This window comes from Caballeronia udeis (assembly GCF_044909315.1).
In the GTDB taxonomy this organism is placed as follows: Bacteria; Pseudomonadota; Gammaproteobacteria; order Burkholderiales; family Burkholderiaceae; genus Caballeronia; species Caballeronia udeis_A.
The window spans coordinates 128,308-145,275 of sequence record NZ_JBIYEB010000016.1 but is presented as its reverse complement, the minus strand read 5'-3'; the positions used below and the strand labels follow the sequence as shown (position 1 = coordinate 145,275).

Sequence of the window (16,968 nt, the reverse complement as noted above, 5' to 3'; positions counted from 1 at the left end):
TGAATGCGCAAGTTTCAGGCCTGCCAGCCAGATTTTGTTCTTCCGCGCCGTTGAACCCGGATCCAACTGCTTCGAGGCACCTGCCGTTGCGTCGCTCACACGCTCACGAGGACCGTTAGCGGTCATGGATCCGTAAGCCACGGCAGCGGACTCACTGGCGTGCATGGCGATGCCTCTCGTGTTCAAATGCAGCTTTCAGGGAGGCAGACATGGTCGCTGAAGGTCAACTGAAGGGTAGCGGTAACGGTAGCGGTGGCGCAGTCAAACGGTACGCGGTGCGAGACTTCTTCCGTAGACCGGACAAGCGTTCGTTCACGATCGCTCCCGATGGCCGGCACCTGTCCTTTCTTGCACGGCGCTCCGGCCGCCAGAATATATTCGTGCAGGGGATCGATGCTGACGGCGCACCCGCAGGCGAGCCGCGCGCCCTGACCAACGAGACAGAACGCGACGTGCCCGGCCACGTATGGAAGGGCAACGACCAGATTCTGTTCGTCAAGGATTTTGGCGGCGACGAGAACTTCCACGTGCTTTCGGTACCGATCGACGGTGGTGACCCGTGTGATCTGACGCCGTTCGATGGTGTCAGGGCCGGCATTGTCGATGACCTCAGGGACGACGACCGCCACGTGCTGATCCAGATGAATCGTCGCGATCCAAAGGTCTTCGACGTTTTTCGTGCTGACGTGACGACGGGCGAACTGACGCCGATCGCCGAGAATCCGGGCAACGTCATGGGCTGGATGACGGATCACGAAGGGCGCTTGCGCGTCGCGATCGCGTCGGATGGCGTCAACCAGACGCTGCTCTACCGTGACGTCGAGGCAGAGCCTTTCAGGCCTGTTCTGACGACGGACTTCCGCGAGACTGTGTCACCGTTGTTCTTTACGTTCGACAACAAGGGGCTATACGTTTTATCGAATCGAGGGCGCGACAAAACCGCTATTTTCGAATTCGATCCCCAGACGGGCAAAGAGGGAGCGTTGCTGTTCGAGACCCCGCATGTCGACGTGAGCGGACTTTCATATTCGGAACATCGACATGTGCTGAAAGCTGCGTCCTATGTCGATGATCGGGTTCATCGTCATTTCTTCGACAACTGGGCCCGAGACGTCAGGGCCGATCTTGAGCGGCAGTTGCCGGATCAGGAAGTGACTATCGCGAGCATCACGCGCGACGAGTCGCGCGCGATCGTGCGTGCCACAAGCGATCGGTCGGCCGGCTCGGTGTGGATCTACGACATCGGGCGCCGGCACCTTTCCAAGCTTGCGGACATGATGCCCTGGCTCGACCCCGCCGATATGGTGCCCATGTTGCCGATCCGTTTCAAGGCACGCGACGGCTTGCAACTCAGCGGATACCTGACGTTGCCCGCAGGATTCGAGCTTGGGCGGGAATTCGCCGAGCCCTTGCCGTTAGTCGTCAATCCGCATGGCGGTCCCTGGGCGAGAGACATGTGGGGCTTCAATGTCGAAGCGCAGCTGCTTGCGAACCGCGGCTATGCGGTGCTGCAGGTCAATTTCCGTGGCTCGACGGGATATGGCCGCGCCTTCTGGCAAGCCAGTTTCGGGCAGTGGGGCCGCGCGATGCAGAATGATATTGACGACAGCGTCGACTGGCTCGTGTCGCAAGGGATCGTCGATCCGGCGCGCATCGGGATCTACGGGGCAAGTTATGGCGGCTACGCGACGCTTGCGGGCGTGACGTTTACGCCGGATCGATATGCGGCTGCCGTCGACTATGTCGGCGTATCGAACCTCTTCACTTTCCTTGAATCAATGCCGCCGTATTGGAAGCCCATGATCGACATGATGTACGAGATGGTCGGTAACCCGCAGACCGAAGAGGGCAAGCGGGCGCTGCACGATGCGTCGCCGCTGTTCTTCGCGGACCGGATCGTGACACCGCTTCTTGTCGCCCAAGGCGCAAACGATCCCCGAGTCAAACAGGCCGAGAGCGATCAGATTGTCGAGGCTTTGCGTGCGCGCGGCGTGGATGTCAAATACATGCTCAAGGAAAACGAAGGGCACGGCTTTCACAACGAAGAGAACCAGTTCGAGTTCTATGAAGCGATGGACGAGTTTCTTGCCGAGCATCTCGGGGGCGTGGCGAGGAAGTGACCAGGTCCGCATCGCCAATTTCAAATCCCGCGGCTGCGGCAAAGGATCCATGGCAGGACTCTTCAATGGCGGGGGGCGCCCATCACTTCTCGAGTTCGGCAAATAGCCAGTCCTGAAAGCTGCGCAGCTTCGGCAAATCGGCGCGTGACTTCAGCAGGTTCAGCGTATAGCCGTGCACCTCAAGGCCATCGAAGCCGAAAGGTGCGACAAGCCGTCCCGTCTCCAGTTCGCGTTGCGCCAGCAGCAGGCTTTCAAGGCAAACTCCCAGGCCGTCCACGGCGGCGCTAAGCGCCATGAACGAGCGATCGAAACGCGGCCCGCGGACTATATCCACCCGCGTCTTGCGATGCAGGCGCATCCAGTCGCGCCAGCCCACCAGGCAGCCCTCGCTGTGAATGAGCGGGTGGTGCTGCAGGTCCGCAATGCCACGCAGCGGATAGTCGCCCTCCATGAGCGCCGGCGCGCATAGCGGCACGATGGTTTCCGGCGGCAATTCCAGCACCATCGTGCCGGCCGGTTGCAGCTTGCGTGGACCGTAGCGAATATCGATATCGACCGCTTCCGAAATCAGATTCGCCGCCTCCGAAGAGGCATTCAACCGCACATCGATATCCGGATGCGCCGCGCTGAAACGCGCGATGCGCGGCATCAGCCATTGCGTTGCAAAACTCGGCGTGCAATGGATCGTGAGTATGTCGCTCTTCGCCACGCGTCCGATCTCGCGCGTGGCCGAATCGATTCGCGCGAACGCCGAACTGATCTCTTCCGCGTATTGCCGTCCCGAGTCCGTCAGGATCACGGCGCGATGCAAGCGATGGAACAGACGAATACTCAATTGCTCCTCGAGCAGCTTGATTTGATGGCTGATTGCCGAGGCTGTCACGAACAGTTCGTCTGCTGCGAGCGCGAACGACGAGAGCCGGGCAGCGGCTTCGAATGCTTGTATGGACTTGAGAGTAACGCGATTGTGCATGGCAACATCAAGCTGAATTGAATTCATCCATTGACCATCTTAATTCGTTTGAGCGCGTGCAGGGCAAAGATTACGCTTGAGTCACTGGCCGCGGACTCAGTGCGGTTCATGCAAAGAGACCCATGCGCAACCACGCCGCATGGGACTGGAGTAACGCGTTGAAGCACCAGAGCGCGAACTTCGATCGACAGGAGGAGACACACTGTGAACATCAGCGAAACCGCGCCTTACGCCGAACTCGCGGAGCACGCCTACCAGATCCGCCGCAACGCGCTGCGAATGGGCGAGGTGCAAGGGCAGGGTTATATCGGCCAGGCGCTCGACATTGCCGACGTGCTCGCCGTTGCCTACTTCCGCGCCATGCGTTACCGCGCCGAGGATCCCGAATGGGAGGGCCGCGACCGCTTCCTCTTGTCGAACGGCCATTACGCGATCGCCCTTTACGCGGCGCTGATCGAGGCCGGCATCATCGCCGACGAAGAACTGGAAACCTACGGCAGCGACGACAGCCGCCTGCCGATGTCGGGGATGGCGAGCTATACCCCGGGCATGGAAATGTCCGGCGGCTCTCTCGGGCAAGGGCTCACGATCGCGGTTGGCCGTTGCCTGGGCCTGAAGCGCAAGGGTTCGGACGCCCGCGTCTATACCCTGTTCTCCGACGGCGAACTCGACGAAGGCGCGATCTGGGAGGGCCTGATGTCGGCCGCTCACTGGAAGCTCGACAACCTGATCGCGATGGTCGACGTCAACAACCAGCAGGCCGATGGTCCGTCGTCGAACGTCATGGCGTTCGAGCCGCTGGTCGACAAGCTGCAGGCCTTCGGCTGGTTCGTGCAGCGCGTGGATGGCAACGATCTCGCAGCCGTAATCACCGCGTTCGATGCGGCACGCGCCCATCCTCATGCGCAGCCCCGGATCATCGTCTGCGATACGCGGATGGGGTGCGGCGTGCCGTTCCTCGAAGCGCGCGAGAAGAACCACTTTATCCGCGTCGATGCGCACGAATGGCAACTCGCGTTGCAGGCGCTGGAAGCCGGGAGAAACGTATGAGCACCGCCGCACCGAAACCGCGTCTGAAAACGTCGGCGATGATCGCCTCGATTGCAGGCGAAGGGCAGCTCACGCGCTCCGCGCCGTTCGGCCACGCGCTGGTCGAACTGGCGCGCAACCGGCCCGAAGTGGTTGGCATGACCGCCGATCTCGGCAAATACACCGACCTGCATCTGTTCGCGAAGGAATACCCCGAGCGCTACTACCAGATGGGCATGGCCGAGCAACTGCTGATGGGCGCCGCGGCCGGCATGGCGCACGAAGGCGCGCAGCCGTTCGTCACCACGTACGCCGTATTTGCCGCGCGCCGCGCCTATGACTTCATTCATCAGGCGATAGCCGAGGACAATCTCGACGTGAAGATAGTCTGCGCGTTGCCCGGCCTCACGACCGGTTACGGCCCCAGCCACCAGGCGGCCGAGGACCTGGCGCTGTTTCGCGCGATGCCGAACCTGACCGTGATCGACCCTTGCGACGCGCTTGAAATCGAGCAGATGGTGCCGGCCATGGCCGGCCATCGCGGGCCGGTCTATGCACGCCTGTTACGCGGCAACGTGCCCGTCGTGCTCGAGGAATACGGCTATCAGTTCGAGCTCGGAAAAGCGAAGCTCCTGCGCGACGGCGCCGAGGTCCTTATCATTTCATCTGGAATCCTGACGATGCGTGCGCTAGAGACAGCCAAGGCGCTCGCCGCTGACCGTGTCGACGTGGGGGTACTGCATGTGCCGACCATCAAGCCGCTCGACACCGTGACGCTGTTGCGCGAAGCGCGCCGTCCGGGGCGTCTGGTCGTGGTCGCGGAGAACCATACGGTGATCGGCGGGCTCGGGGAGGCGGTGGCCACGGTGCTGCTGACCAACGGCGTCACGCCGGCGTTCCGTCAGATCGGCCTGCCCGACGCGTTCCTCGACGCCGGCGCGTTACCGACCTTGCACGACCGTTACGGCATTTCCACCGAGCGGATGTGCGGCACCATCAAAGGATGGCTGCGGTGAGGTTTCATCAGCAGGACACGTACACGCGTAGTTACCGATAGCCAACCACGTAGCAAACCATAAGCATCACACTCAGGAGATCCGCATCATGTCAGAGTCACGTCTTCTCGACGGCAAGGTGGCCGTCATTTCCGGCGGCGCGTCGCCGCGCGGCATTGGCATGGCGACCGCCCGCATGTTCGCGGCGCACGGCGCTCGCATCGCCATCTTCGATCTCGACGAACACGCCGCGGTGGAAGCTGCCGCGTCAATCGGACCGGAGCATCGTGGTTATGTGTGCAACGTCACCGACCGTGGCGCATGCCAGGCTGCCGTCGAACGCACCGTCGCCGATTTCGGTTCGATCGATATCCTGATCAACAATGCGGGGATTACCCAGGCCGCCAAGCTGCTTGAGATCGACCCGGAAAGCTGGGACCGGATTCTCGACGTCAACCTGCGTGGCGTGTTGTACCTGTCGCAAGCGGTCGTTCCCCAGATGAAGAAACAGAAGAGCGGTTCGATCGGCTGCATGTCGTCGGTGTCCGCCCAGCGCGGCGGCGGCATTCTCGGCGGTCCGCATTACTCGGCGGCGAAGGCCGGGGTGCTCGGTCTGGCGAAAGCGATGGCGCGCGAACTCGGCAACGACGGAATTCGCGTGAACTGCGTGACACCGGGCCTGATTCAAACCGACATCAACGCCGGCAAGATCAGCGACGACAAGCGTGTCGAAATTCTCGCCGGCATTCCGCTCAACCGGCTTGGCGTGCCCGACGACGTGGCCGGCGCGTTCCTGTTCCTCGCGTCCAGCCTGTCGTCGTATATTACCGGCGCGGTGATCGACGTGAACGGCGGCATGCTGATTCATGGATGAGCCACGGCTGATTCAGCGCTCATCCAGGTCCGGCAGGACGGGCCGTCTGGCGGGAGGCTGACGGCGGCGATGGAGACCCTGTAGTAGAGAACAGACAGGCGCGGCGCGCGACACGTGCAGCCGCCGCACTTCAGATTCGAAAACTATAACGACACGCCATATTGGAGGAAGACACCATGACTAGCCGTTCCAACGCCCCGAAGGGCATCAGCCGCCGCACCTTTTTGAAGGCCGGTGCGGCCTTGTCCGCCGCCGCGCCGCTATGGAGCATCTCGCGCAGCGCGATGGCGGCCCCCGAGTTTTCGTACAAGCTGGCCACCGGCCAGGATCCGACGCATCCGGTCAACATCCGCGCCCAGGAGGCGATCAATCACATCCGCGAAGCGACCAACGGCCGCCTCGATATCAAGCTCTTTCCGCAGAACCAGCTCGGCTCCGACACGGATCTGCTCTCGCAAGTGCGCAATGGCGGCGTGGAGTTCTTCAACCAGGCGTCGTCGATTCTGGCGACGCTCACGCCCGCTGCCGGCATTGTCAATACGGGCTTCGCGTTCAAGGACTACGACGCGGTCTGGAAGGCGATGGACGGGGATCTCGGCAACTATATCCGCGCGCAGATCGGCAAGTCCGGCATCGTCTCGGTGAGCAAGGTGTGGGACAACGGCTTCCGGCAGATCAGCTCGTCGACCAAGGCGTTGCGTGCGCCGGCCGATCTGAAGGGCTTCAAGATTCGCGTTCCGCAAGCGCCCATGCTGACCTCGCTGTTCAAGGCACTCGACGCCGGCCCTGCACCAATCAATTTCAACGAGCTGTATTCGGCGTTGCAAACCGGCGTGGTGGAAGGTCAGGAGAATCCGCTGCCGATCATTGCCACGGCCAAGCTCTACGAAGTGCAGAAGTACATCAGCCTGACATCGCACGTGTGGGACGGTTACTGGATTCTCGGCAACCGCACCGCATGGGAGCGCTTGCCGGTCGACATCCGTGCAATCGTCACGCGTGAGTTCGAGAAGGCCGCCATGCTGCAACGCGCGGATATCGCCAAGCTCAGCCTGTCGTTGCGCGACGACCTGAAGTCGAAGGGCATTACCTTTATCGATGTCGACCGCGAGGCCTTCCGCGGCACGCTGGCGAAGACGAGCTTCTATCACGACTGGAAAGCCAAGTACGGTGATGAAGCGTGGGGCTTGCTGGAGAAGTCCGTCGGAAAACTGGGGTGATGCGATGATCTCGATCTCTTATTCGCACGAGCGGCAGCATCGCTTCGCCTGTGCGCTCGACACCGCGCTCGGCCACCTTGTGGAGATTCCCGCGGCGTTGCTGGTGCTTGCGGAAATTGTCGTGCTGCTGGCCGGCGTGACGAGCCGTTATCTGCTGCACGCGCCGCTCGTGTGGTCCGATGAACTCGCATCCATGCTGTTCCTGTGGCTCGCCATGCTGGGTGCCGTGCTGGCATTGCGGCGCGGCGAGCATATGCGGATGACGGCGCTGGTCGGCATGGCGCCGCCGGGCGTGCGCGCGTTTCTCGACGTGATCGCCATCGCCGCGCCCATCGCATTCCTCGCGATGGTGATCGGCCCGGCTGTCAGCTTCGCGCAGGACGAGGCGTTCATCACCACCCCTGCGCTCGAACTGTCCAACGCATGGCGTGCGGCCGCCTTGCCGGTCGGCTCGGCGCTCATGCTGCTGGTTGCGCTGGTGCGATTGGCGCGTGTGGCCAACTGGCGGCTGACGCTCGCCGCCATTGCGACAGTCGGCGCGGTGGTCGGTGGTTTCGTCCTGCTCGGTCCGCTGTTGCGCGACCTCGGCAATATCAACCTGCTGATCTTCTTCGTTGGGCTGGTGGCATTGTGCGTGTTCAGCGGCGTGCCGATCGCGTTCTCGTTCGGACTGGCTACGTTCGGCTATCTCGCGCTCACCACGAGCACGCCCATGCCGGTGGTGGTCGGGCGGATGGACGAGGGCATGTCGCACCTGATCCTGCTGTCCGTGCCGCTCTTCGTGTTTCTCGGCCAGCTGATCGAGATGACCGGGATGGCCGCGGCGATGATCGCGTTCCTCGCGAGTCTGCTGGGTCATGTGCGCGGCGGTCTTTCGTACGTGCTGGTCGGCGCGATGTACCTGGTGTCGGGTATCTCGGGGTCGAAAGCCGCGGACATGGCGGCGGTTGCGCCGGTGCTGTTTCCGGAGATGAAAGCGCGCGGTGCGAAGCCCGGTGATCTGGTCGCGCTGCTGGCGGCGACGGGCGCGCAGACCGAGACGATTCCCCCAAGTCTGGTGCTGATCACGCTCGGCTCGGTGACCGGCGTGTCGATCTCCGCGCTCTTCACCGGCGGCATGCTGCCGGGGATCGTGCTGGCAATTACCCTGTGCATCGTGGTGCAGTGGCGTTACCGGCGCGAGGACATGTCGAGCGTCAAGTGCGCGACCCGCGGCGAGATTCTGCGCAAACTGGTGATCGCATTTCCGGCGCTTGCGTTGCCGTTCGTGATTCGCGCGGCGGTGGTCGAAGGGATTGCGACGGCCACCGAGGTCTCCACGATCGGGATTGTCTATGCGGTGCTGGCCGGTCTGCTGATCTATCGCCGGTTCGCGTGGAAACGGCTCAAGCCGATGCTGATCGATACGGCGACGCTGTCCGGCGCGATCCTGCTGATCATCGGCGCGGCGACCGGCATGGCTTGGGCCCTGACGCAATCCGGCTTCTCCGGGCAGCTTGCGCAGACCCTGGGGGCGCTGCCGGGCGGCGCGGCAATGTTCATGGCGGCCTCCATCTGCGTGTTCGTGATACTCGGCAGCGTGCTCGAAGGCATCCCCGCCATCGTGCTGTTCGGCCCGCTGATGTTCCCGATCGCGCGGCAGATGGGCATTCACGACGTGCACTACGCAATGGTCGTGATCCTGTCGATGGGCGTGGGGCTGTTCGCACCGCCGTTCGGCGTGGGCTACTACTCGGCTTGTGCGGTCAGCCGTATCCATCCGGACGAAGGCATGAAGCCGATCCTGGGCTATATCGCCGCGTTGATGGTCGGCCTGATCGTGGTGGCCGCGGTGCCGTGGATCTCAACCGGTTTCCTGCATTGACCGTTTGCGCGTGAGGCTGCGTCTTGCGCAACGCAGCCTCGCGTGCCGTTCTTCCGCGCGGTTCGTTTGACTCTCGTTTGACCCTCGTCTCATCCGTTTGAATTGCCGCCGCCTCGCTTGGCCGGGACGGCGTAGAGGAGCCTTTTGTCATGTCCACTACCGAAGCTCAACCTGTTGTCCCGATTGCTTCGCCCCCACCGCCGCTGCAGGCCGCGTCTCTGCCCCCACTGCCTCTGGCCGACGCAATCCGTTTCCTCTCTGTCGACGCCATCCTGCGTGCCGGCGAAGGTCATCAGGGCGTGCCGCTCGGCATGGCCGAAATCGCGACGGCGCTGTTCACGCGGCATCTGAAGTTCAATCCGGCGGATCCGGCATGGCCCGACCGCGACCGCTTCGTGCTGTCCAACGGCCACGGTTCGCTGCTGCTTTATTCTCTGCTCTATCTGACCGGATATGCGGCGATCGGTCTCGATCAGCTCAAGACCTTTCGCGAACTCGGCTCGCATTGCGCGGGACACCCTGAATACGAGCCGGCACATGGCATAGAAGCCACCACGGGGCCGCTTGGCCAAGGCATCGCCAACGCCTTCGGCATGGCTATCGCCGAAGCGTATCTCGCCGCCAGATTCGGCTGCGGCCTTGTCGATCACTACACGTATGCATTCGTTGGGGACGGCTGCCTGCAGGAAGGCATCGGCCAGGAGATGATCTCGCTCGCCGGGCATCTGCGGCTGGGCAAGCTGATCCTCTGCTGGGACGACAACCAGATCACCGACGACGGCAGCACCTCGCTGTCCATCAGCGAAGACGTTTGCGCGCGGTTTCGGGTGGGCGGCTGGCACGTCGAGGAAGTCGACGGTCACGATCTTGAGGCGGTATCGGCGGCGCTGACGCTCGCGCGGCAGGATTCGCGGCCGTCGATGATCGCCTGCAAGACGGTCATCGGCCGGGGCATCGCGCGCCTGCAGGGCCAGCGTGGTGGTCATAGCGGCAAGCTGTTTCAAGCGGATGCCGACGTGGCTCGCGAACAGCTTGGCTGGCCGCATGCGCCTTTCCACGTACCCGCGGAGATCCTCGCTGCCTGGCGTGCAGCCGGGAGGCGCGCCGATCACGTGCACAGCGCATGGCAGGCGCGCGTCGCGGCTTTACCCGACGCCGAACGCGCCGAATTCGAACGCGTTCAATCCGGCGACTTGCCGGAAGGCTGGCGCGATGTACTCGACGACTACCGCAAGCGCGCAGTCGAGCGCGACGAGCCGCAGCCCGGCATCACGGTGTCGGGTGAGATCAGCGACCTGCTCGCGCCCTTGCTGCCCGAACGCATGGTCGGTTGTGCGGATCTCGAAGCGCCTACGGGCCACAAGCGCCGCCTGCACGCGTTCACCGCCGATGATCGCAGCGGCGCCTACGTCCACTGTGGCGTGCGCGAGCATCTGATGGGAGCAATGGCCAACGGCATGGCCGCGCATGGCGGCATTGTTGCCACCAGCGTGACCTATCTGGCGTTCTCCGACTACCAGCGTCCGGCGATGCGCATGGCCGCCTTGATGGGCCTGCCGGTGCACTTCGTATTCAGTCATGACTCGATCGGTGTCGGCAAAAATGGACCGACGCATCAACCCGTCGAGATACTTGCTTCGCTACGCGCCATGCCGAACATGCGCGTGCTGCGTCCCGCCGATGCCGTGGAGGCGGCCGAGTGCTGGGCGATCGCGCTCGAACATCGACGAGGGCCAAGCACGCTGATATTCGCACGTCAGGCGTTGCCCCTGGTTCGGCGCGCGCATAGCGACGAGGCGTTGTCGCGTCGCGGCGCTTACGTCCTGGCCGAGGCCGAGGGTGGGCCGCGCGCGGTGACCTTGCTGGCGACCGGCTCTGAAGTGGCGCTGGCGTTGCAGGCGCGCAGCCGGTTGCAGGACGAAGGCATTGCGACCGCGGTGGTGTCCATGCCGTGTTGGGAAATCTTCGATGAACAGGACGCCGGCTATCGCGCTGCAGTTCTGGGTTTGAACGCGGTGCGCATCGGCGTGGAAGCGGCGTTGCGTTTCGGTTGGGACCGGTATCTGGGTGAGCGGGGCGGTTTCGTCGGCATGACGGGTTTCGGTGCTTCCGCCTCGGCCGAGACGCTGTATGAGCACTTCGGCATCACGGCGCAGCATGTGGTCAATGAAGCGAAGCGGCAGTTGTCTCTTATCGACGGGGATGCACATGCATAAAATCGTTTTTCTCGATCGCGCCACGCTCGCGCCGCAAATCGTCTTGCGTGAACCGCGCTTCGATCACCAGTTGATCGAGCACGATCGCACTACACCCGGGCAGGTCCTGCAGCGTTTGACCGGCGCAGCGATCGTGATCACCAACAAGGTGCCGTTGACGAAGGACGTGCTGGAGCAGTTGCCGGATCTGAGACTCGTCGCGGTGGCGGCCACCGGCACCGATTGCGTCGACAAGGCGGCCTGCCAGCGACTCGGCATCGCGGTGAGCAATATTCGCGGCTATGCGATCAACACCGTGCCTGAGCACACCTTCGCGTTGATCCTCGCGCTGCGGCGCAATCTGATTGCCTATCGCGAAGATGTGCTCGCCGGCGAGTGGCAAAAGTCCGAGCAATTCTGCTTCTTCACGCACGCGATTCACGATCTGGCCGGCGCGCGGCTTGGCATTATCGGCGAAGGGGTCCTGGGGCAGCGCGTCGCGGAAATCGGCAAGGCCTTTGGCATGCTGCCCATGTTCGCCGCTCACAAGGGCAGGGACGGTCTCGGCCCGCTTTACACGCCGTGGGACGAGGTGCTCGCGACCAGCGACATCATCACCGTGCACAGTCCGCTCACACCACACACCCGCAACATGCTGGCCATGCCGGAGTTTCGTGCGATGAAGCGCAAGCCGTTGATCATCAACACGGCACGCGGAGGCCTTGTCGATGAAGGCGCGCTCGTGCAGGCGCTCGACGAAGGTTTGATCAGCGGAGCAGGTTTCGATGTGACCACCAGCGAACCGCCTGCCGGGGACAACCCGCTGTTGCGCGCAGCCGGCCGTTCAAATGTGATCTTGACGCCGCATGTTGCGTGGGCTTCGGACGAGGCGCAGCAGAGTCTGGCGGATCAGTTGATGGATAACATCGAAAACTTCGTGAACGGTGCAGCGACCAACCTGGTGCACGGCGCGTATTGATCGAGTATGCGATGCGTCCGGCGCCGATCAATTCTACGACTCGGCAACATTGGCAGCGCCTGGCATAGCGACCGCAGTTCCCCCGCGGTTTTCCGCCGCGGTGTCTATGTCTCCTGCCTGGTAGAGCGGTTCTGTTTCGACAGGTTCGATAGTGGCGGCGAGACCCGTCTCTGCTCGGGCATGGCGTTCGAACAGGGCCGGGAGTTCGGGGCGCAGTCCATCGCCGCGTTGGGCTGCGAGAGCATGAAGTGAAAGAAGTCGCAACATGATTGAACTCCAGTCGGTGAAAGTAGGCGACCGCCTGTGAGATACGTGTGGTCAGGACGCACCGCACGTTGTCCGCTGATCCGCGCTACTGAGGGATCGAGTGATCAGGTTGTGACAGCGGGCCGGCGCGAACACTCCGTTTCTTGCTATCTGGTTGCCTTGTGAATGTAAATGACGCACAGATGCATCGCAGCGTGGACACGCTCAGCGGGCAGGCACGCATGCGCATTCGCATCTTCGAGTATTGCCGCAAGAAACGGGGGGTATCTGGCTGCATGCGTCGATATTGTCTGGGCAGAGAGAGGCGATCGTGCCGCTCTCTTCCAACCATATCGATGAGGAATTCACCATGTCCAGAGAAGACGACAACAAGGCCATCGTAGGCCGCTGGTTCACCGATTTCTGGGGCGAGACGTGCAACCTCGACATCGTCGACGAACTTGCTGCTTCCGACATGCTGCTGCGCTACTCACTCCACGAGCCGCGCCGTGGCCGCGAGGACATCAAGGCATTCATGACGGGTTTCCGCGAAGCGTTCCCCGACCTCAACTTCTGGGGAGCAGCCGATCTCATTGCCGAAGGGGACTATGTAGTCGGCCGTTGGGAGGGGGGCGGCACGCATACGGGTCCGGCATTCAGCGATTTCCTGATTAGATCGTTGCCGGCTGCGACTGGCCGGAAAATGCGCTTCACCGGTACGACTGTGCTTCGCCTCAAAGACGGCAAGATCATCGAGGAAATCGGCCTGGACGACGGCGTGACCGCCCTGCAGCAACTCGGACTCATCAAGGCAGTTTGAACGGGGCACGGTGCTTTCGGTATCTTCGGCAACGCCGCTCTGGACCCGGTGGCTCGAAACATTGCACTGACTTGATTACCCTGCATCGCGCCATGCCCGCGAGATACGACCGCGGGCATGGCGTGAGTTCCGCGCCTTATCCTGCTTCAAGCGTCAGGCAGGGAGGGACGGTGCAGCGGGAAAATCCACCGGTACGCGCGTCGTTCCATGCAGATAGTTGGTGACGGTCTTGTCGCCGATCACAACGATCACGTCGACCAGATTCGCCTTGGTCCAGCCCGCCGCGAAGAATGCATCGACGAGCGCCTGATCGGCATGCCCGCGGTTGACCGCGATGTTCTTCACGAGCCGCGCGAGTGCGTCGAACTTCGCATCGAAGCTTGCCCGGCCGCTGCGGATCTCTAGGATCCGCTCGTCGGTGAAGCCATTCATCTTGCCGATCACGGTGTGCGCCGCCAGACAATATTCGCAAGCGTTGACCTGGCTGACGACAAGGTTCACGATTTCGCGCGCCTTGCCGGTGATGCTGCTCTTCGCGTTCTGGAACGCGAGGTAGCTGCCGAGCGCATGCTCCGAATAAGCCAGCGTCGCGTACAGGTTGGGCATCGTGCCGAGACTGCTCTTGAGCTTGTCGAAGAGGGCCTGGTTAGCGGGGGAAACTTCGTCGCGTGTCGGCACATTGATGGTGGTCATGGTGATACTCCCGGGTAAAAGATGCATGAAATGCGTTGAAAAAACGTGGGTCATTGCGCCGTGTACGCGCCGTCGACTGCAATGTTCTGGCCGGTGAGGTAACGCGCCTTGTCGCTCGCCAGAAACACAATCGTCTGGGCTATTTCGTCCGGGGCCGCGGCGCGCCTCGCCGGTATCGTCGAGAGGAAACTTGCCTTGCCTTCTTCGGTGCCGCCGGCAAAGCGATCGAGCATTTCCGTGGCGACAGGACCCGGCGCCACGGCGTTGACGCGCACGCCTGCAGCCGCTCCTTCGAGCGCCGCGCTCTTCGTAAGGCCTTCAACCGCATGCTTGCTGGCCGCATAGACCGACGCGCCTGCGACCCCGACCTGACCCGCTATTGACGAGAGGTTGATGATCGAGCCCGCGCCCTGCGCCAGCATCACGCGCATCTCGTGCTTGAGCGACAGCAGCGTGCCGAGCACGTTGACCGCGAACGTGTCTTCGTAATTGGTCGCGGTCTCCTCGACGATCGGTGCCAGTTGACCTTCAGTGCCGGCGTTGTTGACGGCCACGTCGATGCGCCCGAAACGCGCAACGGTCTGCTCGACCACATTGCGCACTTCAGCTTCGAAACGGACGTCAGCGCGCACGAATTCGGCTTCAGCGCCAAGGGAGCGCAGTTCCGCGGCGAGCGCCTGGCCTGCCTCTTCGCGACGGCCGCTGACGACCACGCGGTTGCCTTCGCGAGCGAAGGCAAGAGCGGTAGCGCGGCCGATACCGGTCAGCGCACCAGTGATAAGGACGACGGGTTGGTTCATGACAGTGCTCCTTCAGGTGGGTTGGCATCGCGTTTGCGATGACTGCACTTTGACTGATTCCAGATGCGCGATATAGACGGTGTATGCTCATATAACTCATTCCCATCAGGAATATATTGAGCAAAATGGACAAGCTACAGGCAATGAAAACGTTCGTGCGCGTGGTGGAGGCGGGCAGTTTTTCCGCGGTCGCGCACGAGTCGGATACGACGCAAAGCGCAGTGAGCAAACAGGTCGCGGCGCTTGAGCGTGAGCTGGGTGCGCGGCTGCTGACAAGAACCACGCGTTCGCTCGCACTGACAGAGGAAGGTGAACACTATTTCGAACAGGCGCGGCGCCTGGTTGCGGAAATCGCGGAGGCCGAAGGCGCGTTGCGACGCGGTGAGCAGCAACTGACGGGCTGGCTGCGGGTCGCCGCTTCGGTCGGCTTCGGACGTCTCAAGCTCATGCCATTGGTTCAGTCATTTCTGGCGGAGCACCGGGGCGTGAAGATCGACCTGCGCCTGAGCGATGGGTTCATCGATCTCGTGGAGCAGGGGATCGACGTCGCGGTGCGTATCGGCGATCTGCCGGACAGCAGCCTGATCGCACGTCGCGTGGGAACGGCCCACCGGATGCTGATGGCGCATCGCAGCTATGTGCGCTCACTGCGCAAAGGCACGAAAGCGCCGCGCGTTCCCGACGACCTGGTCGATCACAACTGTATCGTCTACACTGAACTGGCCATGCGCAACGCATGGCGTTTTACGGCCGGGCCCGGCGCGGTGGATCCGGTGGGAACCACGCGCATTGTTCGCGTCGAAGGCAATCTGCAAACCAACAGCAGTGAGGTCATGCGGGCGTCGGTTCTTGGCGGCATGGGGATCGGATATTCACCGACCTGGCTCTTCGATGACGAACTGGCGCGTGGCGAAGTACAGCGGATGTTGCCGGACTGGGAAACGATCCCTATCCCGATCCATCTGGTGAGCCCGTTGGAGCGCCGGCATTCGGCAAAGGTCAGGGCATTCGCCGACCATGTCGGACAGGCGATGGCTCGCGGGTGAATGGCCGCAGTGAGCTTCCATGAGCTTGGCAGAAACTCGAAAGCGATTGACCGCCGCCTGACCTCGAAGTGGATAGCATTCAGATAGGGCTCGGCGCAAATTCATCGGAACAAACTTCAAGTGCTTGATAGACGCGATCGTGGGATTGCCGCGCCGAGCAGTCGTTTGCAATTGCACACCTTGGTGGAGACGGGTATGACCGATTTATCTTATCTGGACAGTATCGTTGACGATGCCGGGTCGATTACAGAGGTAGTGCTTGCTGCAATGAGCCGAACCGATGACGCCCGGCTCAAGCAGATCATCGACGCCCTTGTCCGGCACGCGCACGCATTCTTCCGGGAGGTCCAATTGACGGACCGGGAGTTCGAGCAGGGCATCGAATTCGTCAAGGCGATTGGCCAGGCCACGGTCGACAATCACAACGAGGTCGTGTTGTGCGCCGACGTGCTCGGCTTCTCGACACTGGTCACGCTGCTCAATACGGTGGACAAGACCAACCGGACGCCTGGCGCACTGCTTGGGCCGTTCTATCGCGGCAATTCCCCTGACTACGGCAACGGCGAATCCATCGTCGCCGAGGGTTCTCCAGGTGCGCCGCTGTTCGTGCGCGGACACGTGGTTGACAGCGCACGCCGGCCCATCGCGAACGCCAGAGTTGACGTGTGGCAGGCGTCGCCAGTGGGACTCTATGAAAACCAGGACCCGGACCAGCCCGATATGAATCTGCGTGGCAGCTTCAGGACCGATGCGCATGGTTATTTCCGCTTCCGCTCGGTCAGGCCTGCTGGTTATCCGGTTCCCACTCATGGCCCGGTGGGCGCCCTTCTGGCGAAGCAGCACCGCCATCCTTATCGACCTGCTCACATTCACTTCGTCGTGGTTGCTGAAGGGCACGAGACCCTGGTCAGCCAGGTCTTTGCTGACGACTCGGAGTATCTCGGCTCGGATGTCGTGTTCGGAGTCAACCGCTCGCTGGTCGGTAAATTCGCGATGCACGATGACGGCCGGGCACCTGACGCAGACGTGACAGGGCCGTACTACACGCTCGAATACGACTTCGTGCTGGCTGAAGGTACGTCGACCTGTCCAACACCCCCCATCAAGTAAGCCG

Annotated in this window: 15 protein-coding genes; 11 read left to right on the top strand and 4 right to left on the bottom strand. The window is 62.4% G+C overall.

Annotation, left to right across the window (positions count from 1 at the left end):
- The first annotated feature begins 209 nt into the window (after positions 1 to 209).
- Positions 210 to 2,120 (top strand): S9 family peptidase, encoded by a 1,911-nt coding sequence (locus ABH944_RS24780; RefSeq protein ID WP_404609901.1) that lies wholly within the window; start codon positions 210 to 212, stop codon positions 2,118 to 2,120.
- 82 nt (positions 2,121 to 2,202) lie between these two features.
- On the opposite strand, the gene gcvA is transcribed toward ABH944_RS24780, so the two are convergent.
- A complete protein-coding gene (gene gcvA / locus ABH944_RS24775) occupies positions 2,203 to 3,120 on the bottom strand; it encodes a transcriptional regulator GcvA (protein ID WP_404609902.1) in 918 nt (305 codons plus the stop codon).
- A 177-nt stretch (positions 3,121 to 3,297) separates the two neighbouring features.
- Here gcvA and ABH944_RS24770 point away from each other — a divergent pair, with 177 nt between their 5' ends.
- The 7 genes from ABH944_RS24770 (at position 3,298) to ABH944_RS24740 (ending at position 12,249) form a co-directional block, all read left to right on the top strand.
- Positions 3,298 to 4,143: a transketolase gene (locus tag ABH944_RS24770; protein WP_404609903.1), complete on the top strand. Its 846-nt coding sequence runs from the start codon at positions 3,298 to 3,300 to the stop codon at positions 4,141 to 4,143.
- Positions 4,140 to 5,138, top strand: coding sequence for a transketolase family protein (locus ABH944_RS24765; protein ID WP_404609904.1), 999 nt, complete (start codon positions 4,140 to 4,142; stop codon positions 5,136 to 5,138). Before ABH944_RS24770 ends, ABH944_RS24765 begins: the two co-directional genes overlap by 4 nt.
- 88 nt (positions 5,139 to 5,226) lie before the next feature.
- Positions 5,227 to 5,991, top strand: coding sequence for an SDR family NAD(P)-dependent oxidoreductase (locus ABH944_RS24760; protein ID WP_062084241.1), 765 nt, complete (start codon positions 5,227 to 5,229; stop codon positions 5,989 to 5,991).
- 176 nt (positions 5,992 to 6,167) lie between these two features.
- On the top strand, positions 6,168 to 7,211 hold the full coding sequence (locus ABH944_RS24755; protein WP_404609905.1) for a TRAP transporter substrate-binding protein: 1,044 nt from the start codon (positions 6,168 to 6,170) through the stop codon (positions 7,209 to 7,211).
- 4 nt (positions 7,212 to 7,215) lie between these two features.
- On the top strand, positions 7,216 to 9,075 hold the full coding sequence (locus tag ABH944_RS24750; protein WP_404609906.1) for a TRAP transporter large permease: 1,860 nt from the start codon (positions 7,216 to 7,218) through the stop codon (positions 9,073 to 9,075).
- A gap of 149 nt (positions 9,076 to 9,224) precedes the next feature.
- On the top strand, positions 9,225 to 11,291 hold the full coding sequence (gene tkt, locus ABH944_RS24745) for a transketolase (protein WP_404609907.1): 2,067 nt from the start codon (positions 9,225 to 9,227) through the stop codon (positions 11,289 to 11,291).
- Positions 11,284 to 12,249 (top strand): D-2-hydroxyacid dehydrogenase, encoded by a 966-nt coding sequence (locus tag ABH944_RS24740; protein ID WP_404609908.1) that lies wholly within the window; start codon positions 11,284 to 11,286, stop codon positions 12,247 to 12,249. Before tkt ends, ABH944_RS24740 begins: the two co-directional genes overlap by 8 nt.
- Positions 12,250 to 12,282: 33 nt before the next feature.
- On the opposite strand, the gene ABH944_RS24735 is transcribed toward ABH944_RS24740, so the two are convergent.
- Positions 12,283 to 12,516 carry a hypothetical protein gene (locus tag ABH944_RS24735; RefSeq protein ID WP_404609909.1) on the bottom strand — a complete coding sequence of 78 codons (234 nt, stop codon included), beginning with the start codon at positions 12,514 to 12,516 and terminating at the stop codon, positions 12,283 to 12,285.
- A gap of 349 nt (positions 12,517 to 12,865) precedes the next feature.
- On the opposite strand from ABH944_RS24735, the gene ABH944_RS24730 reads away from it, so the two are divergent.
- The gene (locus tag ABH944_RS24730; protein ID WP_404609910.1) at positions 12,866 to 13,315 is read left to right on the top strand and encodes an ester cyclase; all 450 of its coding nucleotides are present in this window, start codon (positions 12,866 to 12,868) and stop codon (positions 13,313 to 13,315) included.
- A 153-nt stretch (positions 13,316 to 13,468) separates the two neighbouring features.
- Here the strand turns inward: ABH944_RS24730 and ABH944_RS24725 are convergent, their stop codons facing one another.
- Positions 13,469 to 14,008 (bottom strand): carboxymuconolactone decarboxylase family protein, encoded by a 540-nt coding sequence (locus tag ABH944_RS24725; protein ID WP_404609911.1) that lies wholly within the window; start codon positions 14,006 to 14,008, stop codon positions 13,469 to 13,471.
- Positions 14,009 to 14,058: 50 nt separating this feature from the next.
- Positions 14,059 to 14,808, bottom strand: a complete 750-nt coding sequence (locus tag ABH944_RS24720; protein ID WP_404609912.1) for an SDR family NAD(P)-dependent oxidoreductase — start codon at positions 14,806 to 14,808, stop codon at positions 14,059 to 14,061.
- Between the two features lie 125 nt (positions 14,809 to 14,933).
- Here ABH944_RS24720 and ABH944_RS24715 point away from each other — a divergent pair, with 125 nt between their 5' ends.
- Together ABH944_RS24715 and ABH944_RS24710 are read left to right on the top strand one after the other, a co-directional pair.
- Complete coding sequence (locus ABH944_RS24715; RefSeq protein ID WP_404609913.1) at positions 14,934 to 15,854, top strand: LysR family transcriptional regulator; 921 nt, start codon at positions 14,934 to 14,936, stop codon at positions 15,852 to 15,854.
- A 195-nt stretch (positions 15,855 to 16,049) separates the two neighbouring features.
- A complete protein-coding gene (locus ABH944_RS24710) occupies positions 16,050 to 16,964 on the top strand; it encodes a dioxygenase family protein (protein ID WP_404609914.1) in 915 nt (304 codons plus the stop codon).
- The last annotated feature ends 4 nt before the right edge of the window (positions 16,965 to 16,968 follow it).

Excerpts from the sequence above, each read along its gene's own strand:
- ABH944_RS24780 (WP_404609901.1), top strand. The coding sequence starts at position 210 with ATGGTCGCTGAAGGTCAACTGAAGGGTAGCGGTAACGGTAGCGGTGGC.
- gcvA (WP_404609902.1), bottom strand. The coding sequence starts at position 3,120 with ATGAATTCAATTCAGCTTGATGTTGCCATGCACAATCGCGTTACTCTC.
- ABH944_RS24765 (WP_404609904.1), top strand. The coding sequence starts at position 4,140 with ATGAGCACCGCCGCACCGAAACCGCGTCTGAAAACGTCGGCGATGATC.
- ABH944_RS24760 (WP_062084241.1), top strand. The coding sequence starts at position 5,227 with ATGTCAGAGTCACGTCTTCTCGACGGCAAGGTGGCCGTCATTTCCGGC.
- ABH944_RS24755 (WP_404609905.1), top strand. The coding sequence starts at position 6,168 with ATGACTAGCCGTTCCAACGCCCCGAAGGGCATCAGCCGCCGCACCTTT.
- ABH944_RS24750 (WP_404609906.1), top strand. The coding sequence starts at position 7,216 with ATGATCTCGATCTCTTATTCGCACGAGCGGCAGCATCGCTTCGCCTGT.
- tkt (WP_404609907.1), top strand. The coding sequence starts at position 9,225 with ATGTCCACTACCGAAGCTCAACCTGTTGTCCCGATTGCTTCGCCCCCA.
- ABH944_RS24740 (WP_404609908.1), top strand. The coding sequence starts at position 11,284 with ATGCATAAAATCGTTTTTCTCGATCGCGCCACGCTCGCGCCGCAAATC.
- ABH944_RS24735 (WP_404609909.1), bottom strand. The coding sequence starts at position 12,516 with ATGTTGCGACTTCTTTCACTTCATGCTCTCGCAGCCCAACGCGGCGAT.
- ABH944_RS24730 (WP_404609910.1), top strand. The coding sequence starts at position 12,866 with ATGTCCAGAGAAGACGACAACAAGGCCATCGTAGGCCGCTGGTTCACC.
- ABH944_RS24725 (WP_404609911.1), bottom strand. The coding sequence starts at position 14,008 with ATGACCACCATCAATGTGCCGACACGCGACGAAGTTTCCCCCGCTAAC.
- ABH944_RS24720 (WP_404609912.1), bottom strand. The coding sequence starts at position 14,808 with ATGAACCAACCCGTCGTCCTTATCACTGGTGCGCTGACCGGTATCGGC.
- ABH944_RS24715 (WP_404609913.1), top strand. The coding sequence starts at position 14,934 with ATGGACAAGCTACAGGCAATGAAAACGTTCGTGCGCGTGGTGGAGGCG.
- ABH944_RS24710 (WP_404609914.1), top strand. The coding sequence starts at position 16,050 with ATGACCGATTTATCTTATCTGGACAGTATCGTTGACGATGCCGGGTCG.